The following is a 20,096-nucleotide window of genomic DNA, read 5'->3' on the forward strand; positions in this document are numbered from 1 at the left end:
ACAGGATAGACCATGACAAACGCACGCTTCATCAAGTCCGTCACCGACACCGCCCAGCAGGACACACCACAGCTGCCATGGGCGCGAGGCGCGCGCCGCGCGGTTTATATTGCAAAACGCAAAGCCGCGTCAGAGCAGCGCAAGTCGGCCTGATCTCGAATCAGATTGTGGCAAACCTACTCTTTTGCCAGTGAACAATGCCGCCCTCGGCGTCCTATTGGTGCACCGTTTACGGTTTATGTCGCCAATACTTTGACAATTTGCGGCAAATTTCAGAATTACTTTCCATCACTTTGACACATGGACACCCTCCATCTGTCGTCGTCGGTGGGGGCCGACACGGATGTGACCAGTACGACGAGGTTACATATGACGTCCCCTGCTGCACTGCGCATACCGCGCACGCGCGACCATCGATATACTGCCCCCATGACACGGACAGATATCCCTTTGCGCACCTTCGAGGTTGCCGCTCTGCGCGCCGATGGAACGCGCAGCATCGCCACATTCAAGGCCCCGGCCCTGCCCCTGTTCGAATCCGCATTCTCGGCTTTTGCCCGTGGTGTCGTGCTTCAAGCCCCCGACGGTGGCATCGCAATTGAGGATCTACTGCCCGGAGACTGGCTGAACACCTCTTCCGGACAACCGGCACAAGTGGTTTGGATCGGATCGTCCAGCTTCGTGCCGTCAGATACCGGACGGCGAATGCCACTGATCCGCGTGATGGCGGACAGTTTTGGTCAGAACCGTCCAACGTCTTTCATAACCGTCGGTCCCGGTGCACGACTGCTGCAAACACCGGCGCATCTGCGCGGCACCACCGGCGGCGCATCGGTCCTAACCCCGGCGTCGGAATTCGTGGACAATGTGAACGTGATCGAGGTCGTGCCACCTACGCCCATACGTCTTTTCCACATCTGCCTGACGCGACACGCCGCGGTGAATGTCGGAGGGATCGAAGCGGAAACCTTCCATCCGGGGCTGAATGCAACCAAGCAGGTGACCTATGCACAGCGCGACCTGTTCCTGTCGATGTTCCCGCACATTGCTCACGTGACAGACTTTGGACCGCTGGCGCATCCGCGCGCACCGGAACCGGATATGGTGGGCTAGGCCGACTTCGCCAACCGCTCTTCCAGCACATCAAACGGCACGCCGGGGGCATCCTTGGCCTGCCGGATCACCAGCGATGTCTTGACCGAGGCGACGTTGGGCGTTGTCAGCAACTCACCCGTCAGGAAGCTTTGAAAGCTCGACAGGTCGGGGGCCACGCATTTAAGGATAAAGTCCACCTCACCGTTCAGCATGTGGCATTCGCGGACCAACGGCCACGCGCGGCATTTGTCTTCGAACGCGCTCAGGTCAGCTTCGGCCTGGCTGGCGAGACCTACATTGGCGAACACCTGAACCTCGAACCCCAACTCGTGCGCATCCACATCTGCGTGGTAGCCGCGGATATAGCCGCTTTCTTCAAGCGTACGCACGCGGCGTAGGCACGGCGGGGCCGAGATGCCCACGCGCTTTGCCAGTTCCACGTTGGTCATGCGCCCATCGGCCTGCAACTCTGCCAGAATCTTTCGGTCAATCGGATCGAGTCGCGTGCTTGCCATGGTGTGCCCCCTGAATTTGCGGTTGTTATAGCAACAATGCAGGCGCGCGCAATAAAGTTTCACAAGCGCGCAACATTAAGAAACGGAAGCCTTGCAGATAGCGCAAACCGGCTCCCCGTTTTCTGGCTTCAAACCCGTGCCCGGCGCGTCTATATCGGATGGGCTTTCACATCACCGACGGGGGTCATCATGGCAGAGACAAAGCGCACCAAGGTTCTGATCATCGGTTCCGGCCCTGCGGGCTACACCGCGGGCGTCTATGCCAGCCGCGCGATGCTGAAGCCCATCCTTGTCCAAGGGATCGAACCCGGCGGACAGTTGACCACCACCACGGAGGTCGAGAACTGGCCCGGCGACACCGAGGTGCAGGGCCCTGATTTGATGATCCGCATGCAGGACCATGCAAAGGCGATGGGCACCGAGATCATCGGCGACATCATCACCTCTGTTGATTGGTCCAAGCGTCCCTTCGTTGCGCAATCCGACAGCGGCACCGAATACGTGGCCGATTCCGTCATCCTTGCCACAGGTGCGCGGGCGAAGTGGCTGGGTATGGCGTCCGAAGAGAAATTCAAAGGCTTTGGCGTGTCGGCCTGTGCCACCTGTGACGGATTCTTCTACCGTGGACAGGAGATCGTCGTGATCGGCGGCGGCAACACGGCTGTCGAAGAGGCGCTGTTTCTGACCAACTTCGCCTCCAAGGTGACGCTGGTGCACCGCCGGGATGAGTTGCGGGCCGAGAAAATCCTTCAGGACCGGCTGTTCAAGAACCCAAAGATCGAACCGCTGTGGTTCAACCAGTTGGAAGAGGTGTACGGCACCGACAGCCCGTTGGGCGTCGAAGGGGTCAAGGTGAAGAACGTGAAGACGGGCGAAATCACGGACATCCCCGCCAAGGGTGTGTTCATCGCCATCGGCCACGCACCTGCCAACGAGTTGGTCAAGGACACGCTGGAAACCCACATGGGCGGTTATGTGGTGACCAAACCGGACAGCACGGAAACGTCGATCCCCGGCGTATTTGCCGCTGGCGACATCACCGACTACCAGTACCGGCAGGCGATCACGTCGGCGGGCATGGGCTGTCAGGCCGCGCTGGAAGCCGAACGGTTCCTAGCGGAAAATGAAGACAGCGCGGACCTCGCAGCCGAGTAACGCGTCCGTTCTTCTGACCGTTGATACTACACCGGCCGGCAGAGCTGCGGGTGCAACGCCCCACGCTTGACCCCAAGCCCCGAGGCCGCCACGCTGCGACCAACAACCAGAATAAGGTGCAGGCATGGCGCACGCGATTTGGCGCGGCAGTTGGGCAACGAAGGTCAGGATCGTCAGCGGACTGATCCTGATGCTGTATCTCACACTGCACATCCTTAATCTGGCGGTGATACTGATTTCCCCCACAGCCTTCGACGCCTTTCAGGCCGCGCGTCTGTGGGTGATCCGGTCCGATCCAGGGACTGTCATCATCATGGGCGCGATGCTGTCCCACATGGTCCTGTCGCTGGGCAAGGTGGTGGTGGCGCGCACCTTGCGCATGCCGCTGACGGACTGGGTGCAGATCAGCTTGGGCCTTTTGATACCGATCATGCTGGTTGATCACCTGATCTATACGCGCGCAGCACATGAGATGCTGGGCGTGACCACGATGTTCGGATACGTCAACCGTCTGATTTGGGGCACTGCAGACGGATGGGGGCAAGCGGCCCTTATGATCATCGCGTGGGTGCATGGGGCCATTGGTTTGCACATGTGGCTGCGGCTGACGGCGTGGTGGCGCGCCTGGGTACCATGGCTTATTGGGGTGGCCGTGACGCTGCCAATCCTTGCACTTGTGGGCTTTGTGACATTTGCGCGCACCATCGACGGGCTGCTGAGTAACAGCCAAGCTGAACAGGTGGCGCATGCGGCGTGGAATTGGCCCGATGCGGCAGGCTTTGCAGCACTCGCCACTGCCTCGACAAACATGACCTATGCGGTATGGGCGATCCTAGGTATCGCTATCACAGCCTTTCTTGCGCGACGCATCATTGCGGCCATCGCGCGGCCTATTCGCATTCATTACGTGGACGGCCCCAGCGTGCGTGCACCACGCGGACAGACCATTCTGGAAACCTCGCGCACCAGTGCAGTGGCGCATACCGCTCTGTGCGGTGGACGCGGCCGATGCACCACTTGCAGGGTGATTGTAGAAGACGGGTTGGACAACCTGCCCGCCCCGTCCGAAGCCGAAGCCCGCAGTCTTGCCGCTGTCGGCGCGCCGCCCAATGCACGGCTTGCCTGCCAGGTCCGGCCCACGCAGTCGGTGCGCGTGTTCCGCGTCTTTGACCGTGACGGCAAGCAAAGCCGCGCCCATGCGAGCCAAGGGAAAGAGGCCCAGTTGGCCGTGCTCTTTCTGGACATGCGCGGATTTACGGCGCGCACGGATGGGCAATTGCCGTATGACGTGGTGCATCTGCTCAACCGTTTCTTTGACGAGATTGTGCCCCCGATCAACGCCGCGGGCGGCACGGTAGACAAGTACATGGGCGACGGGCTTATGGCTGTGTTTGAAACGGACAGTGCAGAGGCGTCGGCCAAGGCGGCGATCAAGGCGGTGCAAGGTATTGGCGCGGCCTTGCAAGCGTTTAATAACAAGCTGGCAGGTGAAGGCAGCGCCCCGGTTGCGATCGGCATTGGAGTGCATCTGGGCAATGTGGTGCTGGGTGAGATTGGCGCAGCAGGTCAGGCCCCGCGCACATTGATCGGGGATACGGTCAACATTGCTTCAAGACTGGAAAGCGAGACCAAGGCACGCGGCGCCCAGGCATTGATTTCCATTGATGTGATCCAAGCCGCCGGGCTGACCGCGTCCGAGGATGCGTTTGTATCGCTGAACTTACGCGGGCGCGAGGCACCCCTTGCGACCGTGCCTTTGATGGATGCCGCAGATATCAGCGTGTTCAAGACCGGTCAGCCGCGTATGGTCTGACCGGTCCGTTACGCATTTACCACAATTGCGGATTTCCGCTCTGCGACAAAGTTTGTTCTGGCGTGAACAGACTTTTTGCGACATATGTTCACCCGTGAACGTAAATAGGTCTGCGTAATGTCCGCCGCCCCCAAACCCAACCCTGAGGCCGAAGACCAGCTCTTTCGCCTGCTGCGCCAGCTGGACGAGGCTCCAAGTGCCTCGCAACGCGCCATGGCCCAGGCGATCGGTGTGTCTTTGGGGCGTCTCAATGCCCTGCTCAAACAAGCGACACAAGCGGGTTTTGTGCAGGTCGGCGGCATGGACAGCCCCGACAAGAGGCAACGCTTTTCCTATGCGCTCACCCCCCGCGGTGCCGGAGAGAAAAACCGGCTCACCGACCAGTTCCTTGCCCGCAAATTCGCGGAATATGACGCCCTTTTTGCCGAATTGACCGGCACCACGTCAGGGCTTAACCCCCTGAAACACAGGACCAAATTGATGGAAAACAACCTCGCTCCGATCCCTGAGCTGTATGTCTCCTATGACAGTGCCCAGAAGATGAAGATGGACGCCGCCGAGCTGGTGAGCTGGGACCTGACCCCGCGCCAGATCTGCGATCTGGAACTGCTGATGAATGGCGGTTTCAACCCGTTGAAGGGCTTCCTGTCAGAGGCCGATTACAACAGCGTTGTGGACACGATGCGGACCGCCGATGGCGCGCTGTGGCCCATGCCCATCAATCTGGACGTGAACAAACAGTTTGCCGATGGCCTTGAGATCGGTCAGGACATCGCCCTGCGCGACCAAGAAGGCGTGATCCTTGCCACCATGACCGTCACCGACCGCTGGACGCCCAACAAGGCACATGAGGCGGAAAAGGTGTTCGGGGCTGATGACAGCGCGCACCCGGCCGTGAATTACCTGCACAATACTGCCGGTGACATCTATCTCGGCGGCCCCGTGACAGGCATCCAGCAGCCTGTGCACTATGATTTCCGCGGCCGCCGCGACACGCCCAACGAATTGCGCGCCTATTTTCGCAAAATGGGCTGGCGCAAGGTTGTGGCCTTCCAGACCCGCAACCCGTTGCACCGCGCACATCAGGAACTGACGTTCCGTGCCGCCCGTGAAGCCCAGGCCAACCTGCTGATCCATCCCGTTGTCGGTCTGACAAAGCCCGGCGACGTCGATCACTTCACTCGCGTGCGCTGCTATGAGGCTGTGCTGGACAAGTACCCGCAGGCCACCACATCCATGTCCCTGCTGAACCTTGCCATGCGCATGGCGGGCCCACGCGAGGCTGTGTGGCACGGTCTGATCCGCAAGAACCACGGCTGCACTCACTTCATCGTGGGCCGCGATCACGCGGGGCCCGGTTCGAACTCGGCCGGCGAAGATTTCTATGGCCCCTATGATGCGCAGGACTTGTTCCGCGAGCATGAGGAGGAAATGGGCATTGAGATGGTCGACTTCAAACACATGGTCTGGGTGCAGGAACGCGCCCAATACGAGGCCATCGACGAGATCAAGGACAAGGATGACATCACCATCCTGAACATCTCGGGCACCGAGCTGCGCCGCCGTCTGGCCGAGGGTCTCGAGATCCCCGAGTGGTTCTCGTTCCCCGAGGTGGTCAAGGAATTGCGCCGCACCAAGCCGCCACGTTCGCAGCAAGGCTTTACCGTATTCTTCACAGGCTTCTCCGGGTCCGGCAAATCCACCATCGCCAATGCGTTGATGGTCAAGCTGATGGAAATGGGGGGCCGTCCCGTAACCCTTCTGGATGGCGATATCGTCCGTAAGAATCTGTCGTCTGAACTGGGCTTTTCGAAAGAGCACCGCGATCTGAACATCCGTCGCATCGGCTATGTCGCATCAGAGATCACCAAAAACGGTGGCATCGCGATCTGTGCGCCTATCGCGCCGTATGCGACGACCCGCCGAGCCGTGCGCGAGGATATCGAAAGCTTTGGTGCCTTTGTCGAAGTCCACGTGGCCACATCCATCGAAGAGTGCGAGCGCCGGGACCGGAAGGGTCTGTACAAGCTGGCGCGTGAGGGCAAGATCAAGGAATTCACCGGAATTTCCGACCCTTATGACGTGCCTGCGAACCCCGAGCTCAGCGTTGAGACGGAGAATGTCGATGTGGACAATTGTGCGCACCAGGTTCTGCTGAAGCTGGAAAGCATGGGGCTGATTGCCGCTGAGTAAATGACCGGAGGGGCGGAGGACACCTCCGCCTTACCCGTAAGGCGCACCTTTGTGCGCCTTTTTCCGTTTGTCCCCGCGGGGACAGATTGGGCGGCGCATTGAAATGCGCCTTACAGGTACAGCGTTCCGCTCATCAGGACGTGGGCGCGGCCCTCGACCACAACGCCAGCGATGGCGTCGCGTGGGCCCAGCACTTCGACCTTTGCCTGACCCGGGCGGCCAAGGCCGTGGCCCTGTTCAGCGACAAAGTTCGGGCTCTCAATTAACCCTTCGGACCAGAGATAGGCAGCCATGGCGCCGGTGGCAGAGCCGGTGAACGGATCTTCGGCCGGGCTCGGCGGGGCCATGAGCAGGCGGGCAAAGGTGTCGCCCTGGTCAGTGGCCCCTTCGAGCGTGCACCAGAATGGCTCCATCACATCGGTGCCATGGACACCCAGCGCTTCCAGATAGGTTTGGAACGCACCAAGGTTGAATTGTGCCCGTTCTAATGTTGCGCGGTCTTTGAGCACTGTGATCGTGAAAGGCAACCCGGTGGACGTGACGCGAGGCGGGTGGATGATGTCGTCCGCGCTTAGTCCACCAACAGCGGCAACCAGCGCGGCGTCCGGCCGTGCGCCAAATGTGGGCGCGATCTGGGTCATGCGGACGGATGTGCCTGACATTTCGACCGGAACGATGCCCGCGCCGGTTTCCAGCGTTAAAGGACCGTGAGATATCAGACCACGATGGCGAAGTGCAGCGACCGTCGCGACGGTAGGATGACCGGCGAAAGGGATTTGCCGGCTGGCAAGGAAGTAGCGTACCCGAATGTCTGCCACGTCTGACGGGCCGGTGAAGGTGCATTCCACGAGCGACGTTTCGCGGACAAATTCCATGCAGGTGGCGTCGTCCAGTCCTGCGCCGTCATGCACGACAGCGCAGCCGTTGCCTCCAAAGGCCTTGTCGGTAAAGGCGTCCACCCAATCCACATCGAAGCTCACGGCCTGTCCCCTTATCTGCCAAACTTACGCACCGCTTCATAATCCCGGAACAAGTCCCGAACAGCGCGTTGCAGGCGGCGGGGGTCAAGCCAAAGACCTCGGTGCACCCCGTGCATTCCTTTCGCGATCGGCGCGTGGAGGTAGTCAAAAGTGCGTCAGTATCATGGCGTCTGGGATACAACCAAGCAACGCCACATTGTGTGGCGCTGGATCCAGCCCACAGCATGAAGCCGCGGGCCAAATTCTTTAGCATCAGTGCAAAGGTTGAGGCGCGTAGTCGTGCTGGCGCGCGAGCGCATAGGCCAGCTTCATGTCAGCGACCAGGGCCAGCTGCTGCCCTTCGGCATCGTGCACGGCGAAAAGCTGGTCGAGCCCCTCGGCCTGATCCTGCACTTCTTGTGGCAAGGCGTCGATGTCGATGGGTTTGACATAGACCATACGGCCCACATCGGCGTTCAAATCATAGGGCGTGTTCATGACTTATCCTTTCCGTATGTTGATCGTCTGGACGATTGTCTCGGGCTTGGCGCGGGTCAGGTCGACGTGCAGCAGGCCGTTTTCCATGATCGCTTCGCCCACCTCGACCCCGTCAGCTAGTACAAAGCTACGTTGAAATTGGCGAGCGGCAATGCCGCGGTGCAGAAAAACGCGCTCTTCGGTGTCTTCGGATTGGCGCCCACGGATGACCAACTGGCGGTCTTCCACGGTGATCGACAGGTTCTCTTCCGCAAATCCGGCCACGGCCAAGGTAATGCGGTAGGAAAAGTCCGACGTCTGTTCGATATTGAACGGCGGATAGCCTTCAGCGCTTTTGGCCGTGCGCTCCAGCAGCCGTTCCAGTTGCTCGAACCCCAGCATATGGGGGTATGAGGCAAGGGTCATTTTCGTCATGCGACACGTCCTTTTGGTCAAGCGACAGTCAGTACCCGCCCCTGATGCGGCAGCGGATGTTCTAAATATGGGCAGAAACCTTATTGGGAACAAGGTCTAGGCGTATCGCAGGGTTGTGATTATATTAAAGGCTCCGCAATTGCTTGGAATCGCGCCATGAATGCCCCTTCTGATATCTCCATGAAGACAGAAGAGGTGCTGCGCGTTGAACTTGAAGTGTTCCGCCGCGAGCACCGCGATCTTGATGAGGCCATTCAGGCGTTGCAGGAAAAAGCTACCGGCGATCAACTGACCATCCAGCGGTTGAAGAAGAAAAAGCTGCGCTTGAAGGATCAGATTGCGATCATCGAAGACCGCCTGACCCCGGACATAATCGCCTGAGCGTCGGCATTGCCACCCTGTCCGATCTGGTTATATTGCGCGTTTTCTGACCTCAGAGCAGCGAACAATGACCCAGACCCAAACCCCTGTTGGCATCATCATGGGCAGCCAGTCCGATTGGCCCACCATGCGCGAGGCGGCCGAGATGCTGGACGCGCTTGAGATCCCTTACGAAACGCGGATCGTGTCGGCACACCGCACGCCCGATCGCTTGTGGGACTATGGCAAGACGGCTGTGGACCGGGGGGTGAAGGTGATCATTGCCGGTGCCGGAGGGGCCGCGCATTTGCCGGGCATGATGGCGTCGAAGACCCGCGTACCGGTGATCGGCGTGCCCGTGCAGACCAAAGCCTTGAGCGGTGTCGATAGCCTTTATTCCATTTTGCAGATGCCGCGCGGCTTTCCGGTGGCGACCATGGCAATTGGTGCGGCGGGTGCTGCGAATGCGGGGCTGATGGCGGCGGGCATACTGGCCGTGTCGGATGAGGCGTTGGCTGCGCGTCTGGATGCGTGGCGCGAGGCCCTTTCGGCGTCCATCCCCGAGGTGCCAAGCGATGACTGACCCGCTGGCGCAGGGGTCCACCATTGGCATCCTTGGTGGCGGTCAGTTGGGGCGCATGCTGTCCGTTGCGGCCAGCCGGTTGGGGTTTCGGACCCATATCTATGAACCCGGCGCGCTGCCCCCGGCGGGTGACGTGGCGCACTTGGTGACAACCGCCCCGTACGAGGACAATGACGCGATCTTTGCATTTGCAACCACGGTCGATGTCGTCACCTACGAGTTCGAGAATATCCCCACCCTGACGCTGGACGCGCTGGAAGACCACGCGCCGATCCGCCCGGGGCGCGAGGCTTTGCGGGTTAGTCAGGACCGCCTGGTGGAGAAAGAGTTCTTGCAAGGGTTGGGCCTGAAAACCGCCCCCTTTGCCGACGTGCCGGACATGGCCGCACTCGCTACCGCCCTGACCCAAATCGGCACGCCTGCCATCTTGAAGACGCGGCGCTTTGGCTATGACGGCAAGGGTCAGGTGCGGATCATGGACCCTACGAGCGCAGAAGCGGCACTGGCCGAGATGCAAGGTGCGCCCGCGATCCTTGAAGGCTTTGTAGACTTCAGCCACGAGGTGTCAGTTATTGCGGCCCGTGGGCCAGATGGGGCTGTGTCCTGCTTTGATCCAGGCGAGAACGTGCACCGCGATGGCATACTGCACACGACCACAGTGCCTGCGCGCCTGAGTGCATCACAACGCACCGATGCGGTGCTGCTGGCCGCCAACATCCTGAATGCGCTGGATTATGTGGGTGTGCTGGGCGTGGAATTGTTTGTCACGCCGCAAGGCCTGATCGTGAACGAGATTGCGCCGCGCGTGCACAATTCCGGGCACTGGACTCAAAATGGCTGCGTCGTGGATCAGTTCGAACAGCACATCCGCGCCATTGCCGGATGGCCTTTGGGCGATGGCAAGCGGCATGCGGATGTGGTGATGGAGAACCTGATTGGCGACGATATGGGCCGGGTGCCTGAGTTGGCGCGCGATCCTGCCACGGCGCTGCATCTGTACGGCAAGGCCGAGGCGCGCAAAGGCCGCAAGATGGGCCATGTGAACCGGATTGTCGGTTAGGCCACGAAACGCTGCGCGATGTCGCCGGACATGTAACTGACGCGGCCGCCTGACATCGTGGCCGCCACCCGGTCGCGATCATCAAGGATCACCAGATCGGCGCGTTTGCCCGGCTCCAGCGTGCCACGGTCCGTCAGGCCCAGCACGGCAGCGGGGCCGGACGACACCAGCGCCCAAGCACCCAACAAATCCATCAACCCGCTTTTGGCCAGCATCAGCGCAGCACGGCGCGGGGAAGGGTAGTGATAATCCGACGCGATGGCGTCGCAGAGCCCCATGGCGATCAGATCGAGGGCGGATGCGTTGCCCTTGTGCGAGCCGCCCCGCACCACGTTGGGCGATCCCAGTACCACCAGATCACCGCCGTGATGCGCGGCCTCTGCCGCCTCAGGCGTTTCGGGAAATTCGGCAACCTGCGCCCCGCGAGCCCGCCATGTCGCGCGCTCTTCTGCCGTCTGGTCATCATGGCTGCCCAGTTGCACACCTTGTGTATTGAGCGTTGCACAGAGGGTATCAAGCGCCGGTGGCACCTCGCCCCCCCGCGCATGCATATCCAGAAGCATCTGAAAGTGGACATCCGGGTTCCGCCCTGCCTTCAGCGCCTGCCCTGTCAGACGCGGCGGTTTGCGCCCTTCGGCCAGACGGTCATGGGGAAGGTGGTCGTTGAAAACGACATACCCGACCTGCCAGTCGGTGATGCGCGCGGGCAGATCGGCATAAAGATCAAGCATATGCGTCTCGAAGCGCAGTTGTGGGCGCAGGTCGGTGACCACATCGCCGCGGGTTGCGATCATGGCATTGAAAACCTGATCCGCGAATTCCAGGCTACGCAGCCCGCCCTCCCAACTGACGAACTGGGCCATAACAGCAGTGGTGATGCCATTGGCGGCGATCTCAGCCTCGGCGGCGACGATGCCTTCGTTCATTTGTTTCATGGCGCCCCGGCGCGGGGCCATGTGCCGTTCGAACCCGTCGCCATGCACGTCAATTATACCGGGCAGGATCCGGTAGCCGCTCAGGTCTACGGTTCGGCCCTTTGGGCGATCTGCGATGACACCTTCGGCCATCGACAGGCGCGTCTTTTCAAGGCCGGAGGGCATCAGCACGTCTCCCCCGACCAGATCAATTGCGATCATCGTCGTCCCCGGCAAAGCAGTCACCCTCGGGGCAGCCAAGCTGTTCCAAGACCGCGTCGACCCAGCGTAAGTCACGGTCGAACTTGCCATTCTCAAGAAAGGTCAGGACCTGTGCGATGACATTGGGATTATTCATCATGAAGGTGTGTGTGACAGGCAGCACGAGGTGATCCGTCATGCCCGCAACCGGGGTTGAGATGACGGCCACCTTGCCATCGTCCCGCCCCGGCAGGAGGGACGAGAAATAGGGGTTGAGCGATTGCTCCCCCGCGATGATCCCCACCGGGTAGTCCACGGCGGGCAGGTTGCGCGGCAGGCTGGCCGGACCAGTGCCAAGCTGCCGCCCCGCAGGGCCGTTGAACCAGCCAAAGGCTTCAAGATCGCCCAACTCGTCTACGACCTCGCTGCCGCGATTGGGCGGGCCCATCATCACCGTGCGCCCCAGATTTTCGGGCCTTTGTGCAAATGCCAACCAGTAGCGGACAAGGATGCCGCCCATGGAATGGGTTACGAAATGGACGGTGTCGTCACCGCATGCCGCCACCGCGCGGGGCATGACGTCAAGCGCGAGCGTTTCTACCGTTTCGGTTGTTGACGGATAGCCGGGCCGCACAACCCGATAGCCATCGGCAAGCAGCGCCTGTTCCATGACCAGCAGGGACGTTTCAGTCCGAGCCAAGCCATGCAGCAACACCACGCAATCGGCGCGGGCAGTGGTGGCCAGAAGGGCCAGAACAAGGGCAGCAATCCATTTCATACCTTTCAGATAGCCCCTTGGAGCCGCTTATGGAATGATAACGCGTCGTCGCATCTGGAAAGGTTTGCTCATGCGCCCGAAATCTCCGCGTCTCGCCGTGCGTGCTGTCATTGTCGAAGATGGGCGACTGTTGCTTGTCAACGCATGGCACACCGACAAGAGCGACCTGATGTGCGCCCCCGGTGGCGGGGTCGAGGTGGGCGCCAGCCTAACTGCGAACCTGGCCCGTGAAGTGCATGAGGAAACAGGTTTGACGATCGAGGTCGGCGCGCCGTGTCTGGTCAATGAATACCACGACGCACCCAGCCAGTTTCATCAGGTGGAGGTGTTCTTTCGTTGCACCGTTGTCCCCGGGACCCTGCGCCCGGAAGTCTGGCATGACAGCGAGGCTGTGGTGACCGAGCGCCGTTGGCTGACCGCGCAGGAAATGGCGCAGGTGCCTCATAAACCTGACAGCCTTGGGGCCGTGGCATTTGGCAACCCGGGCGTCAGCTACGATCCGTTGGAACCATTGATGCGGTGACCGCCACCGCGATACCACCGACTACAAGGGCCGCTGCAAAAGCGAGGCTGAGTGTGAGCGCTTCGCCAAGCAAGAGCGCGCCGCCAGCGATGGCAATGATCGGTACACTCAGTTGGATGACGGCCGCCGCTTGCCCAGCGAGCCTAGGCAGTATGCTGTACCACAGGGCGTAGCCAAGGCCGGATGTGACCGCGCCCGAGATGATGGCGAGCGCGATTCCGGATGGTGCTGCGTGCAGCCCCGCCCCAAGCAACAGAGCAGCGAGGATTGGCAAGGTGAGAACGAAGTTCGCGGCTGTGGCCGCCAGGGGGTCCTTGGCCCCTTTGCCAACAAGCGTGTAGGCGGCCCACCCGAGCCCGGCGACCACCATCAGCACTGCACCGGAGATGCCACCGGCAGCACCATCCTTGGGCCAGAGCGCGATGAGGAGACCCACAAAGGCGATACCAGCGCCGGCCATCTGTCGCATGGTTGGGTTGGCGCCCCGCAGAGCGGACCAGCCGAACATTGTGACCTGCACCGTCCCAAATAGGATCAGCGCACCAAGGCCCGCGTCGAGCGTGACATAAGCCAGCGAAAACCCGATCATGTAGGCTGCGAGGCTAAGAGCGCCGACGACCCGCCCCCGTTCCCTCAAAGGCAACCCACCGCCGCGAACTGTCAAAATCATGCACAACGCCACAGCGCCCGCCAGAACACGTATCATCGCAAAGCTGGACGGGTCGATGGCCCCGCTATCTACTGCCATTCGGTTCAGAACCGAATTGGCGGCAAAGGCAATCATGGTGAGGCAAGTAAGCAATATCAGGCGCATAGTCCTACTTTGCATCCTTCGCCAAGGATGGACAGGCGGGCGGTTCAAAAAACGCTTGTACCAGACCGAACACTCCATCACGATTTTGCCAATCCTTTCATCTGGAGCCCCTGCATGGAGCGGCGCCTTGAGCTGATTTCGGAAATGACACCGGCCATTTGGGTGCACTTGGGCGCGGTCACCGTAGCACTTCTGTTGGGTGCTTTTGTTCTGTTGCGTCCCAAGGGCACGCGATCTCACCGGATCGCGGGTCGGCTGTGGGTAGGTTTGATGGTGGTGGGCGCTGTCAGTTCCTTCTTCATCTCGGAGCTGTTTAACGGTGGGCCGAGCCCAATCCACCTGCTGTCGGTATGGACTTTGATCTCAGTCTTTCTGGGCCTGCGGGCGATCCGGCAACGTCCACGCCGGATGCAAGTGCACGGGGCGCATATGCAGTCACTCTATGCTGCCGGGCTGCTGATCGCTGGTGGGTTTACGTTCCTGCCGCAGCGGTTGCTGGGACAGTTGACCTTTGGACCGTCGATGCCAATCGCGAATTGCGTTTATTGCGGTAACGGTGTCTGTTGGTCTCGTCGTCATGGTCCGGGCCGAACGGCTGAAGTCGTAAATCAACGGTGTGGAATGCCGAGGTTTCCCACCGCAAGCGCTGTACCGAGGTCCGACAGGAACGCGTTCACCTGCGCTTTCGACGTGAAGTGATACTTGGTCTTGTCCGCAGGGGCGCCGTCATACAGAGCACGCATGTTGACCCGCGCAGAGTGGCGCGTGCGCCATATCCAGGACCAGAATTCCAGACTGATCTGTTCGGGGCAACCGTCCGGCAAATCCGGGCGGGTCTTGCCGTAAGAGCGCAACGTCCGCCACAACACTCGACGTGCCCGCAGGCCAAGTGGCAGATCAAGCCAGATCAGCGTGTCTGCGCGGGCAAGCCGTTCGGGCCACGTCTTGCTGTGTCCCCCTTCGAATATCCATGCAGGCCGGTTGCTGGCCTCAAGCGTCATGCGGGTTTTGTCGGCACGGTCGCGTTCAACCCACCCAGATTTCCAGTGGATATGATCGATATGGATGACCGGAAGGAATGTCTTGTCACCCAAGCGACGCGCAAGTGTCGATTTGCCCGAACCGGGCTGTCCTATGATCATGACGCGCTGCATGTGACCAAGGGTGGCGCAAGGTACAAGTGCGCGCAAGACCGCAACATGGCTGAGACTTGAGCAGCTCTATTTCGGGCGTATCTCTGCCTTTCCGCGATGGCTGTGGACCTTCCAGGCACCTCATAAGAGTTGGTTGGGAGCGTTTGACATCATCATGCTGGGACTGGCGCGCATGCAATACAGAGTGACTATGATACGAGCCAAAATATGACCTTTTGCAGAAAACGGGGAATGCCATGAACCGGCGCATTCTCATTTCAGGATGTTCGTCCGGCGGGAAGTCCACTTTGCTGGAAGAGCTTGGGAAGCGAGGTTTTGCGACTGTTCCGGAGCCCGGACGACGTATTGTAGCCGAGGAAAAGGCGGGGGTCGGGGCAGCGCTTCCTTGGTTCAATCCAGAAGCCTTTGCCCGCCGCGCGATGGAAATGGCGCGATCAGATCTGATTATGGCTGAGCGCGAGACGGGTCTTATCTTTTTCGACCGAGGTTTGGTAGACGCGGCCGTCGGTCTGCAAACCGCCTCAGGGTCATGCGTCAGGGATACAATTGGCACGCATAGGCATTATGACAGGACCGTTTTCCTCGCCCCGCCTTGGCCGGAGATATTTGTGCAGGACGAAGACCGTCGCCATGGCATAAAGGCTGCGGTTCAGGAATTCGAGCAGCTGAACTCCTCACTGCAAGACTTGGGCTACGAGGTCGTGATGCTTCCCAAAGTGACAGTACAGGAACGGGCGGATTTCGTACTGCAAAGGGTCGGGGGTGAATAGGGCCGGCGCACAGCACTCTTCGGTATTGCGGATATAAAATCAGCGTCCGGCTTCGATGCATCTTTGGAAAGTCTAATGGCATTTCATTCGCAAAAAATGACAAAGGCCCCTCGTGGGGCCTTTGCTTTTCAGTATTATGACAAGTCGGCTTGGTGCCGTCTTGGGTGGCTTACATCATGCCGCCCATGCCGCCCATGTCAGGCATGCCGCCACCGGCGGGTGCGCCGTCTTTGGCAGGCTTGTCGGCAACCATCGCCTCTGTGGTGATCAGCAGCGACGCAACAGATGCGGCGTCTTGCAAAGCTGTACGCACCACTTTCGCAGGGTCGATCACACCGAAAGCGAACATGTCGCCATATTCTTCGGTCTGCGCGTTGAAGCCAAAGGTCAGGTCATCGCTTTCGCGGATCTTGCCCGCAACCACGGCACCGTCGACACCAGCATTTTCAGCGATCTGACGCAGGGGCGATTCAATGGCCTTGCGTACAATGTTGATGCCAACATTCTGGTCGTTGTTCACGCCTTCCAGACCGTCGAGCGATTTCGCGGCTTGAACCAGAGCAACGCCACCACCGACAACAACACCTTCTTGCACAGCAGCGCGGGTTGCGTTCAGGGCGTCATCGACGCGGTCCTTGCGTTCTTTCACTTCAACTTCGGTCATGCCGCCGACGCGGATCACAGCAACACCGCCCGCCAGTTTGGCAACGCGCTCTTGCAGCTTCTCACGGTCGTAGTCCGACGTGGTTTCTTCGATCTGGCCACGGATCTGGGCAACGCGTGCTTCGATCTCGGCTTTCTCGCCAGCGCCATCGATGACTGTGGTCTCGTCCTTGGTGATCTGAACGCGCTTGGCGGTGCCAAGCATTTCCATGGTCACGTTTTCCAGCTTCATGCCGAGGTCTTCGGAAATCACCTGACCGCCTGTCAGGATCGCGATGTCCTGCAGCATGGCCTTGCGACGGTCACCAAAGCCGGGGGCTTTGACGGCAGCGATTTTCAGGCCACCGCGCAACTTGTTGACCACCAGGGTCGCCAGCGCTTCGCCTTCGACGTCTTCCGCGATGATCATCAGTGGTTTCTGCGACTGGATCACAGACTCGAGCAGCGGAACCATGGGCTGCAACGACGAGAGTTTCTTCTCGTGCAGCAGGATCATGCAGTCTTCCAGCTCGGTTGTCATCTTGTCGGCGTTGGTCACGAAGTAAGGCGACAGGTAGCCGCGGTCGAACTGCATGCCTTCGACAACATCGGTCTCTGTTTCCAGACCCTTGTTCTCTTCGACGGTGATCACACCCTCGTTGCCGACTTTCTGCATCGCGTCTGCGATCTGCTGGCCGATATCGCTTTCGCCATTGGCAGAGATGGTGCCGACCTGTGCAACTTCGGCGCTGTCGGACACTTCGCGGGACGCGGATTTAACCGCTTCGACCACTTTCGAGGTGGCCAGATCGATACCGCGCTTGAGGTCCATCGGGTTCATGCCAGCGGCAACCGATTTCATGCCTTCCTTGACGATGGCTTGGGCCAGAACAGTGGCGGTCGTTGTGCCGTCACCTGCTTCGTCGTTGGTACGCTGGGCCACTTCTTTGACCATTTGCGCGCCCATGTTCTCGAACTTGTCTTCCAGCTCGATTTCCTTGGCGACCGATACACCGTCCTTGGTGATGCGGGGCGCGCCGAAGGATTTGTCCAGAACCACGTTGCGACCTTTGGGGCCCAGCGTGACTTTGACTGCGTCAGCGAGGATGTTTACGCCGCTCAGCATGCGGTTGCGGGCATCTGTGTCGAATTTGACGTCCTTAGCCATGTGTTATCTCCTTTGAGAATGTGGGGAAGAGGATCAGAGAAGCGACGCGCGCTTACTCAATGATCCCCATGATGTCGGATTCTTTCATCATCAGCAGCTCTTCGCCGTCGATGTTGACTTCGGTGCCGGACCATTTGCCGAACAGCACTTTGTCGCCGGCTTTGACGCCCATTTCGATCAGCTCACCACTGTCCTTGCGGGCACCGGGGCCTGCGGACACGATTTCGCCTTCGCTTGGCTTTTCCTTGGCGCTATCGGGGATGATCAATCCGCCAGCGGTTTTCTCTTCGCTTTCCGTGCGGCGTACCAGCACGCGGTCATGAAGCGGTTTCAATGCCATCTTTGCAGCTCCTTGAGGCTCAAAGTTTTACTCCCTGACCCCGGTTTCGGGGCCGTTAGCACTCATCGTATCCGAGTGATAACGAGGCGTAGGTAAGGAAGCGACCGGCATGAGTCAACCGGGTGACACTGCAAAATCTGCCGCGCATTTGCACGGTCACCTTGGCAATGGCCACCCTAATGCATAGCCTTTCCCAAAAGGGATCAGGGCACGATGCGAAAACTAGCCAGATATGTTGTCTATACGTTTGTGTTGCTGTTGCCCGCGATGGTGCACGCGGCCTGCTCGGGCGTCGATGTCCGCCCGCTTCTCGAGCCCGCCGCGCAGTCAGAAATAGCGAACCGCACGGCCGCCCTGCCCTTTGCCGAAGGCAATCACTGGCGCGCAACACGCAGGGATCAAACCATCACGGTGGTCGGCACAATGCACTTGCATGATCCACGGATGGCACCTGTTGTCCGGCGCCTGGCCCCGACCATCGAAACCGCAGACCTGTTGCTGGTCGAAATCACGAGCGACGAAGAAGCCGCACTTTTGAGAACTATCGCGACCGACCCGACCGTCGCATTTCTGACCGAGGGTCCCAGCCTGATTGAACGCGTATCGCCGGAGGTATGGGCGGCTCTGGCAGAGGCAGCGCAGAAACGTGGCGTTCCACCTTTCATGGCGGCAAAGTACCAGCCGTGGTTCTTGTCTCTGACCCTCGCCATCGCCCCCTGTGCCATGGCGGACCTGCATGAAGGCAAGGTTGGGTTGGACAAAATGATCATGGCAGAGGCCGTGCAGGCAAACGTGCCTATTGCTGCCCTTGAGACCCACCGAGAGGTCATTGACCTGCTGGCAGCTGACCCAATTGAAGAGCAGGTGCGCTTTCTCCCCCTCGTTGCACAGATGGAGCATACGGTCGACGATGCCATGGCCACCACCATCGCAGCCTATTTCGAAGAACAGCACGGCGCGCTTTTGGCCTTTTCCCGCGTCTACACGCGCGACCAGATCGAATTCCCCCCGGAAGAGTTCGAGGCACTGTTCGATGACATGATGGAAACACTTTTGGATCAGCGCAATCTGATGTGGATGCAGCGTATCGACGAGCGTGCCGAAGAGGACATTGTGATCGCAGTAGGAGCGGCACATTTGTCCGGCGAAACAGGATTGCTGAACCAACTCTCACAACGCGGCTTCGCGTTGGAGCGTCGGCCCTTTTGACCCGCTTTTCAGCTGCCCAAGGCCTGACCTGACCCTGCCACCGCCTCGGCACCTTTCGGGGTAAGGCCATAGACCCCCTTTTCGACCTTTTCGAACCATCCGTAGTGATCATCGCGCATCATCGTGGTGGCCCGCGTCACTCCGGTTTCGCGTGCCACGTCCGCGCCTTTGCTGGCACCCGCCTCGTAAAGATACATTGCCAGCTTCAAGGCGTCCTGTCGGTAGGCGGTAATAAGACCAACGCGGGTTTGCCCGCCATCGTTGGGGTCACCCTGTCGGGCTGCAAATTCCTTGAGAAGCTTGCCTTGCCGTTTTGCATTCTTGCGCGGTGCGTAAGGCCCCGGATCGCAATGGACCTGCACAAGATCATCCGACAAGCGCACAGTCATCAGCCCGAGGCCCAAGCGCCGACACAGCCGCGTCATGTCCTTGACCGCCTTCTGGAACCGCTTCCCCTTGCCCCGCTCCACCGCCATGTAAACGTCATCGGTGACGCCCATTCGGGCGACGCATTGGTGCACGAGGGCCAGCGAAAAGCCGAGCTTCAACTCAACAATAACCGGGGGCTCTCCACCGCGCATCGCCACGACATCTGCAGCCCCCACTTCTGACTTCACCACGTATCCCTGCCCCTCAAGGAAAGCTTTGACGGCGGGGTAAAGGTCGATTTCGCGGGTGGTCACGTGATTGGTCCGACAAGGTTGGCCCGTGCGAAGAAACCCTCGCACGGGGCCGTTGGCAAGTCTTATCGCCCGCCGGTGCGCCCGGGGAAGCGTGGCGGACGGCCACCCCTGATCTGACCGCGCGCGGCATGATCCGGATGCCGTTTCAGATTGCGCTGCTCAGCCACCGGTTGGCGAGGTTTGGACGTGGTACGGGTGTCGCCCGGTTTGCGGGCGGGTTTCTTGGATCTGGGCATGAGGTGCCCCTTCTGTCTG

Annotated in this window: 24 protein-coding genes; 12 read left to right on the top strand and 12 right to left on the bottom strand. The window is 60.1% G+C overall.

The annotated features are described in order from the left end of the window. Positions 1–12 precede the first annotated feature (12 nt). Positions 13–153 carry a hypothetical protein gene (locus tag Q1A32_RS00195; RefSeq protein ID WP_299647917.1) on the top strand — a complete coding sequence of 47 codons (141 nt, stop codon included), beginning with the start codon at positions 13–15 and terminating at the stop codon, positions 151–153. 276 nt (positions 154–429) lie between these two features. Next, positions 430–1,113, top strand: a complete 684-nt coding sequence (locus Q1A32_RS00200) for a Hint domain-containing protein (RefSeq protein WP_299647920.1) — start codon at positions 430–432, stop codon at positions 1,111–1,113. Here Q1A32_RS00200 and Q1A32_RS00205 read toward each other — a convergent pair. Further along, positions 1,110–1,610: an Lrp/AsnC family transcriptional regulator gene (locus Q1A32_RS00205; RefSeq protein ID WP_299647923.1), complete on the bottom strand. Its 501-nt coding sequence runs from the start codon at positions 1,608–1,610 to the stop codon at positions 1,110–1,112. The two genes, Q1A32_RS00200 and Q1A32_RS00205, sit on opposite strands and share 4 nt — an antisense overlap. A 189-nt stretch (positions 1,611–1,799) precedes the next feature. Between Q1A32_RS00205 and trxB the strand changes: the two genes are divergently transcribed. The 3 genes from trxB (at position 1,800) to Q1A32_RS00220 (ending at position 6,771) form a co-directional block, all read left to right on the top strand. Next, complete coding sequence (trxB, locus tag Q1A32_RS00210; protein WP_299610788.1) at positions 1,800–2,765, top strand: thioredoxin-disulfide reductase; 966 nt, start codon at positions 1,800–1,802, stop codon at positions 2,763–2,765. A 124-nt stretch (positions 2,766–2,889) separates the two neighbouring features. Continuing rightward, positions 2,890–4,578, top strand: coding sequence for an adenylate/guanylate cyclase domain-containing protein (locus Q1A32_RS00215; RefSeq protein WP_299647926.1), 1,689 nt, complete (start codon positions 2,890–2,892; stop codon positions 4,576–4,578). A gap of 117 nt (positions 4,579–4,695) precedes the next feature. Next, entirely contained in the window at positions 4,696–6,771 is a 2,076-nt protein-coding gene (locus Q1A32_RS00220; protein WP_299647929.1) for a bifunctional sulfate adenylyltransferase/adenylylsulfate kinase, read from the top strand. A gap of 110 nt (positions 6,772–6,881) precedes the next feature. Here Q1A32_RS00220 and Q1A32_RS00225 read toward each other — a convergent pair whose 3' ends face one another. The 3 genes from Q1A32_RS00225 to Q1A32_RS00235 form a co-directional block, all read right to left on the bottom strand. After that, positions 6,882–7,751 (bottom strand): PhzF family phenazine biosynthesis protein, encoded by an 870-nt coding sequence (locus Q1A32_RS00225; RefSeq protein WP_299647932.1) that lies wholly within the window; start codon positions 7,749–7,751, stop codon positions 6,882–6,884. A 252-nt stretch (positions 7,752–8,003) separates the two neighbouring features. Next, the gene (locus tag Q1A32_RS00230) at positions 8,004–8,228 is read right to left on the bottom strand and encodes a DUF1150 family protein (RefSeq protein ID WP_299610780.1); all 225 of its coding nucleotides are present in this window, start codon (positions 8,226–8,228) and stop codon (positions 8,004–8,006) included. A 3-nt stretch (positions 8,229–8,231) separates the two neighbouring features. Beyond that, the gene (locus Q1A32_RS00235) at positions 8,232–8,642 is read right to left on the bottom strand and encodes an Hsp20 family protein (RefSeq protein WP_299610778.1); all 411 of its coding nucleotides are present in this window, start codon (positions 8,640–8,642) and stop codon (positions 8,232–8,234) included. A gap of 156 nt (positions 8,643–8,798) precedes the next feature. Here Q1A32_RS00235 and Q1A32_RS00240 point away from each other — a divergent pair, with 156 nt between their 5' ends. The 3 genes from Q1A32_RS00240 (at position 8,799) to Q1A32_RS00250 (ending at position 10,645) form a co-directional block, all read left to right on the top strand. Next, on the top strand, positions 8,799–9,023 hold the full coding sequence (locus tag Q1A32_RS00240) for a YdcH family protein (protein WP_299610775.1): 225 nt from the start codon (positions 8,799–8,801) through the stop codon (positions 9,021–9,023). A 67-nt stretch (positions 9,024–9,090) separates the two neighbouring features. Further along, positions 9,091–9,585, top strand: coding sequence for a 5-(carboxyamino)imidazole ribonucleotide mutase (gene purE, locus Q1A32_RS00245; RefSeq protein WP_299647935.1), 495 nt, complete (start codon positions 9,091–9,093; stop codon positions 9,583–9,585). Then, on the top strand, positions 9,578–10,645 hold the full coding sequence (locus tag Q1A32_RS00250; RefSeq protein WP_299647938.1) for a 5-(carboxyamino)imidazole ribonucleotide synthase: 1,068 nt from the start codon (positions 9,578–9,580) through the stop codon (positions 10,643–10,645). Before purE ends, Q1A32_RS00250 begins: the two co-directional genes overlap by 8 nt. On the opposite strand, the gene Q1A32_RS00255 is transcribed toward Q1A32_RS00250, so the two are convergent. Beyond that, positions 10,642–11,781 carry an alpha-D-ribose 1-methylphosphonate 5-triphosphate diphosphatase gene (locus Q1A32_RS00255; protein WP_299647940.1) on the bottom strand — a complete coding sequence of 380 codons (1,140 nt, stop codon included), beginning with the start codon at positions 11,779–11,781 and terminating at the stop codon, positions 10,642–10,644. The two genes, Q1A32_RS00250 and Q1A32_RS00255, sit on opposite strands and share 4 nt — an antisense overlap. After that, on the bottom strand, positions 11,768–12,538 hold the full coding sequence (locus tag Q1A32_RS00260) for a triacylglycerol lipase (RefSeq protein ID WP_299647943.1): 771 nt from the start codon (positions 12,536–12,538) through the stop codon (positions 11,768–11,770). The genes Q1A32_RS00255 and Q1A32_RS00260 overlap by 14 nt, the downstream gene beginning before the upstream one ends. 70 nt (positions 12,539–12,608) lie before the next feature. Between Q1A32_RS00260 and Q1A32_RS00265 the strand changes: the two genes are divergently transcribed. Next, the gene (locus tag Q1A32_RS00265) at positions 12,609–13,061 is read left to right on the top strand and encodes an NUDIX domain-containing protein (RefSeq protein ID WP_299647945.1); all 453 of its coding nucleotides are present in this window, start codon (positions 12,609–12,611) and stop codon (positions 13,059–13,061) included. Here Q1A32_RS00265 and Q1A32_RS00270 read toward each other — a convergent pair. Further along, the gene (locus Q1A32_RS00270) at positions 13,027–13,875 is read right to left on the bottom strand and encodes a DMT family transporter (protein WP_299647948.1); all 849 of its coding nucleotides are present in this window, start codon (positions 13,873–13,875) and stop codon (positions 13,027–13,029) included. The two genes, Q1A32_RS00265 and Q1A32_RS00270, sit on opposite strands and share 35 nt — an antisense overlap. Before the next feature lie 144 nt (positions 13,876–14,019). On the opposite strand from Q1A32_RS00270, the gene Q1A32_RS23940 reads away from it, so the two are divergent. Next, the gene (locus Q1A32_RS23940) at positions 14,020–14,574 is read left to right on the top strand and encodes a DUF2306 domain-containing protein (protein WP_366141218.1); all 555 of its coding nucleotides are present in this window, start codon (positions 14,020–14,022) and stop codon (positions 14,572–14,574) included. On the opposite strand, the gene Q1A32_RS00275 is transcribed toward Q1A32_RS23940, so the two are convergent. After that, entirely contained in the window at positions 14,484–15,029 is a 546-nt protein-coding gene (locus Q1A32_RS00275; RefSeq protein ID WP_299647951.1) for an AAA family ATPase, read from the bottom strand. The genes Q1A32_RS23940 and Q1A32_RS00275 overlap by 91 nt on opposite strands. 236 nt (positions 15,030–15,265) lie before the next feature. Between Q1A32_RS00275 and Q1A32_RS00280 the strand changes: the two genes are divergently transcribed. Next, positions 15,266–15,799: an AAA family ATPase gene (locus tag Q1A32_RS00280; RefSeq protein WP_299647954.1), complete on the top strand. Its 534-nt coding sequence runs from the start codon at positions 15,266–15,268 to the stop codon at positions 15,797–15,799. Positions 15,800–15,968: 169 nt separating this feature from the next. Here Q1A32_RS00280 and groL read toward each other — a convergent pair whose 3' ends face one another. Beyond that, positions 15,969–17,609: a chaperonin GroEL gene (gene groL, locus Q1A32_RS00285; protein ID WP_299610749.1), complete on the bottom strand. Its 1,641-nt coding sequence runs from the start codon at positions 17,607–17,609 to the stop codon at positions 15,969–15,971. A gap of 52 nt (positions 17,610–17,661) precedes the next feature. Next, entirely contained in the window at positions 17,662–17,949 is a 288-nt protein-coding gene (locus tag Q1A32_RS00290; protein ID WP_299610746.1) for a co-chaperone GroES, read from the bottom strand. A gap of 213 nt (positions 17,950–18,162) precedes the next feature. Here Q1A32_RS00290 and Q1A32_RS00295 point away from each other — a divergent pair, with 213 nt between their 5' ends. After that, complete coding sequence (locus Q1A32_RS00295; RefSeq protein WP_299647957.1) at positions 18,163–19,158, top strand: TraB/GumN family protein; 996 nt, start codon at positions 18,163–18,165, stop codon at positions 19,156–19,158. 8 nt (positions 19,159–19,166) lie between these two features. Here the strand turns inward: Q1A32_RS00295 and Q1A32_RS00300 are convergent, their stop codons facing one another. After that, positions 19,167–19,841, bottom strand: coding sequence for a DUF2161 domain-containing phosphodiesterase (locus tag Q1A32_RS00300; RefSeq protein WP_299647960.1), 675 nt, complete (start codon positions 19,839–19,841; stop codon positions 19,167–19,169). A 62-nt stretch (positions 19,842–19,903) separates the two neighbouring features. After that, positions 19,904–20,077 carry a hypothetical protein gene (locus tag Q1A32_RS00305; RefSeq protein WP_299647963.1) on the bottom strand — a complete coding sequence of 58 codons (174 nt, stop codon included), beginning with the start codon at positions 20,075–20,077 and terminating at the stop codon, positions 19,904–19,906. Between the last annotated feature and the right edge of the window lie 19 nt (positions 20,078–20,096).

Origin of the sequence: uncultured Tateyamaria sp. (genome assembly GCF_947503415.1) — a bacterium.
In the GTDB taxonomy this organism is placed as follows: domain Bacteria; phylum Pseudomonadota; class Alphaproteobacteria; order Rhodobacterales; family Rhodobacteraceae; genus Tateyamaria.

What these genes read in the sequence shown, in the direction of transcription:
- Q1A32_RS00195 (WP_299647917.1), top strand. Translation starts at nt 13, where the DNA reads ATGACAAACGCACGCTTCATCAAGTCCGTCACCGACACCGCCCAGCAG.
- Q1A32_RS00200 (WP_299647920.1), top strand. Translation starts at nt 430, where the DNA reads ATGACACGGACAGATATCCCTTTGCGCACCTTCGAGGTTGCCGCTCTG.
- Q1A32_RS00205 (WP_299647923.1), bottom strand. Translation starts at nt 1,610, where the DNA reads ATGGCAAGCACGCGACTCGATCCGATTGACCGAAAGATTCTGGCAGAG.
- trxB (WP_299610788.1), top strand. Translation starts at nt 1,800, where the DNA reads ATGGCAGAGACAAAGCGCACCAAGGTTCTGATCATCGGTTCCGGCCCT.
- Q1A32_RS00215 (WP_299647926.1), top strand. Translation starts at nt 2,890, where the DNA reads ATGGCGCACGCGATTTGGCGCGGCAGTTGGGCAACGAAGGTCAGGATC.
- Q1A32_RS00220 (WP_299647929.1), top strand. Translation starts at nt 4,696, where the DNA reads ATGTCCGCCGCCCCCAAACCCAACCCTGAGGCCGAAGACCAGCTCTTT.
- Q1A32_RS00230 (WP_299610780.1), bottom strand. Translation starts at nt 8,228, where the DNA reads ATGAACACGCCCTATGATTTGAACGCCGATGTGGGCCGTATGGTCTAT.
- Q1A32_RS00235 (WP_299610778.1), bottom strand. Translation starts at nt 8,642, where the DNA reads ATGACGAAAATGACCCTTGCCTCATACCCCCATATGCTGGGGTTCGAG.
- Q1A32_RS00240 (WP_299610775.1), top strand. Translation starts at nt 8,799, where the DNA reads ATGAATGCCCCTTCTGATATCTCCATGAAGACAGAAGAGGTGCTGCGC.
- purE (WP_299647935.1), top strand. Translation starts at nt 9,091, where the DNA reads ATGACCCAGACCCAAACCCCTGTTGGCATCATCATGGGCAGCCAGTCC.
- Q1A32_RS00250 (WP_299647938.1), top strand. Translation starts at nt 9,578, where the DNA reads ATGACTGACCCGCTGGCGCAGGGGTCCACCATTGGCATCCTTGGTGGC.
- Q1A32_RS00255 (WP_299647940.1), bottom strand. Translation starts at nt 11,781, where the DNA reads ATGATCGCAATTGATCTGGTCGGGGGAGACGTGCTGATGCCCTCCGGC.
- Q1A32_RS00260 (WP_299647943.1), bottom strand. Translation starts at nt 12,538, where the DNA reads ATGAAATGGATTGCTGCCCTTGTTCTGGCCCTTCTGGCCACCACTGCC.
- Q1A32_RS00265 (WP_299647945.1), top strand. Translation starts at nt 12,609, where the DNA reads ATGCGCCCGAAATCTCCGCGTCTCGCCGTGCGTGCTGTCATTGTCGAA.
- Q1A32_RS00270 (WP_299647948.1), bottom strand. Translation starts at nt 13,875, where the DNA reads ATGCGCCTGATATTGCTTACTTGCCTCACCATGATTGCCTTTGCCGCC.
- Q1A32_RS23940 (WP_366141218.1), top strand. Translation starts at nt 14,020, where the DNA reads ATGACACCGGCCATTTGGGTGCACTTGGGCGCGGTCACCGTAGCACTT.
- Q1A32_RS00275 (WP_299647951.1), bottom strand. Translation starts at nt 15,029, where the DNA reads ATGCAGCGCGTCATGATCATAGGACAGCCCGGTTCGGGCAAATCGACA.
- Q1A32_RS00280 (WP_299647954.1), top strand. Translation starts at nt 15,266, where the DNA reads ATGAACCGGCGCATTCTCATTTCAGGATGTTCGTCCGGCGGGAAGTCC.
- groL (WP_299610749.1), bottom strand. Translation starts at nt 17,609, where the DNA reads ATGGCTAAGGACGTCAAATTCGACACAGATGCCCGCAACCGCATGCTG.
- Q1A32_RS00290 (WP_299610746.1), bottom strand. Translation starts at nt 17,949, where the DNA reads ATGGCATTGAAACCGCTTCATGACCGCGTGCTGGTACGCCGCACGGAA.
- Q1A32_RS00295 (WP_299647957.1), top strand. Translation starts at nt 18,163, where the DNA reads ATGCGAAAACTAGCCAGATATGTTGTCTATACGTTTGTGTTGCTGTTG.
- Q1A32_RS00305 (WP_299647963.1), bottom strand. Translation starts at nt 20,077, where the DNA reads ATGCCCAGATCCAAGAAACCCGCCCGCAAACCGGGCGACACCCGTACC.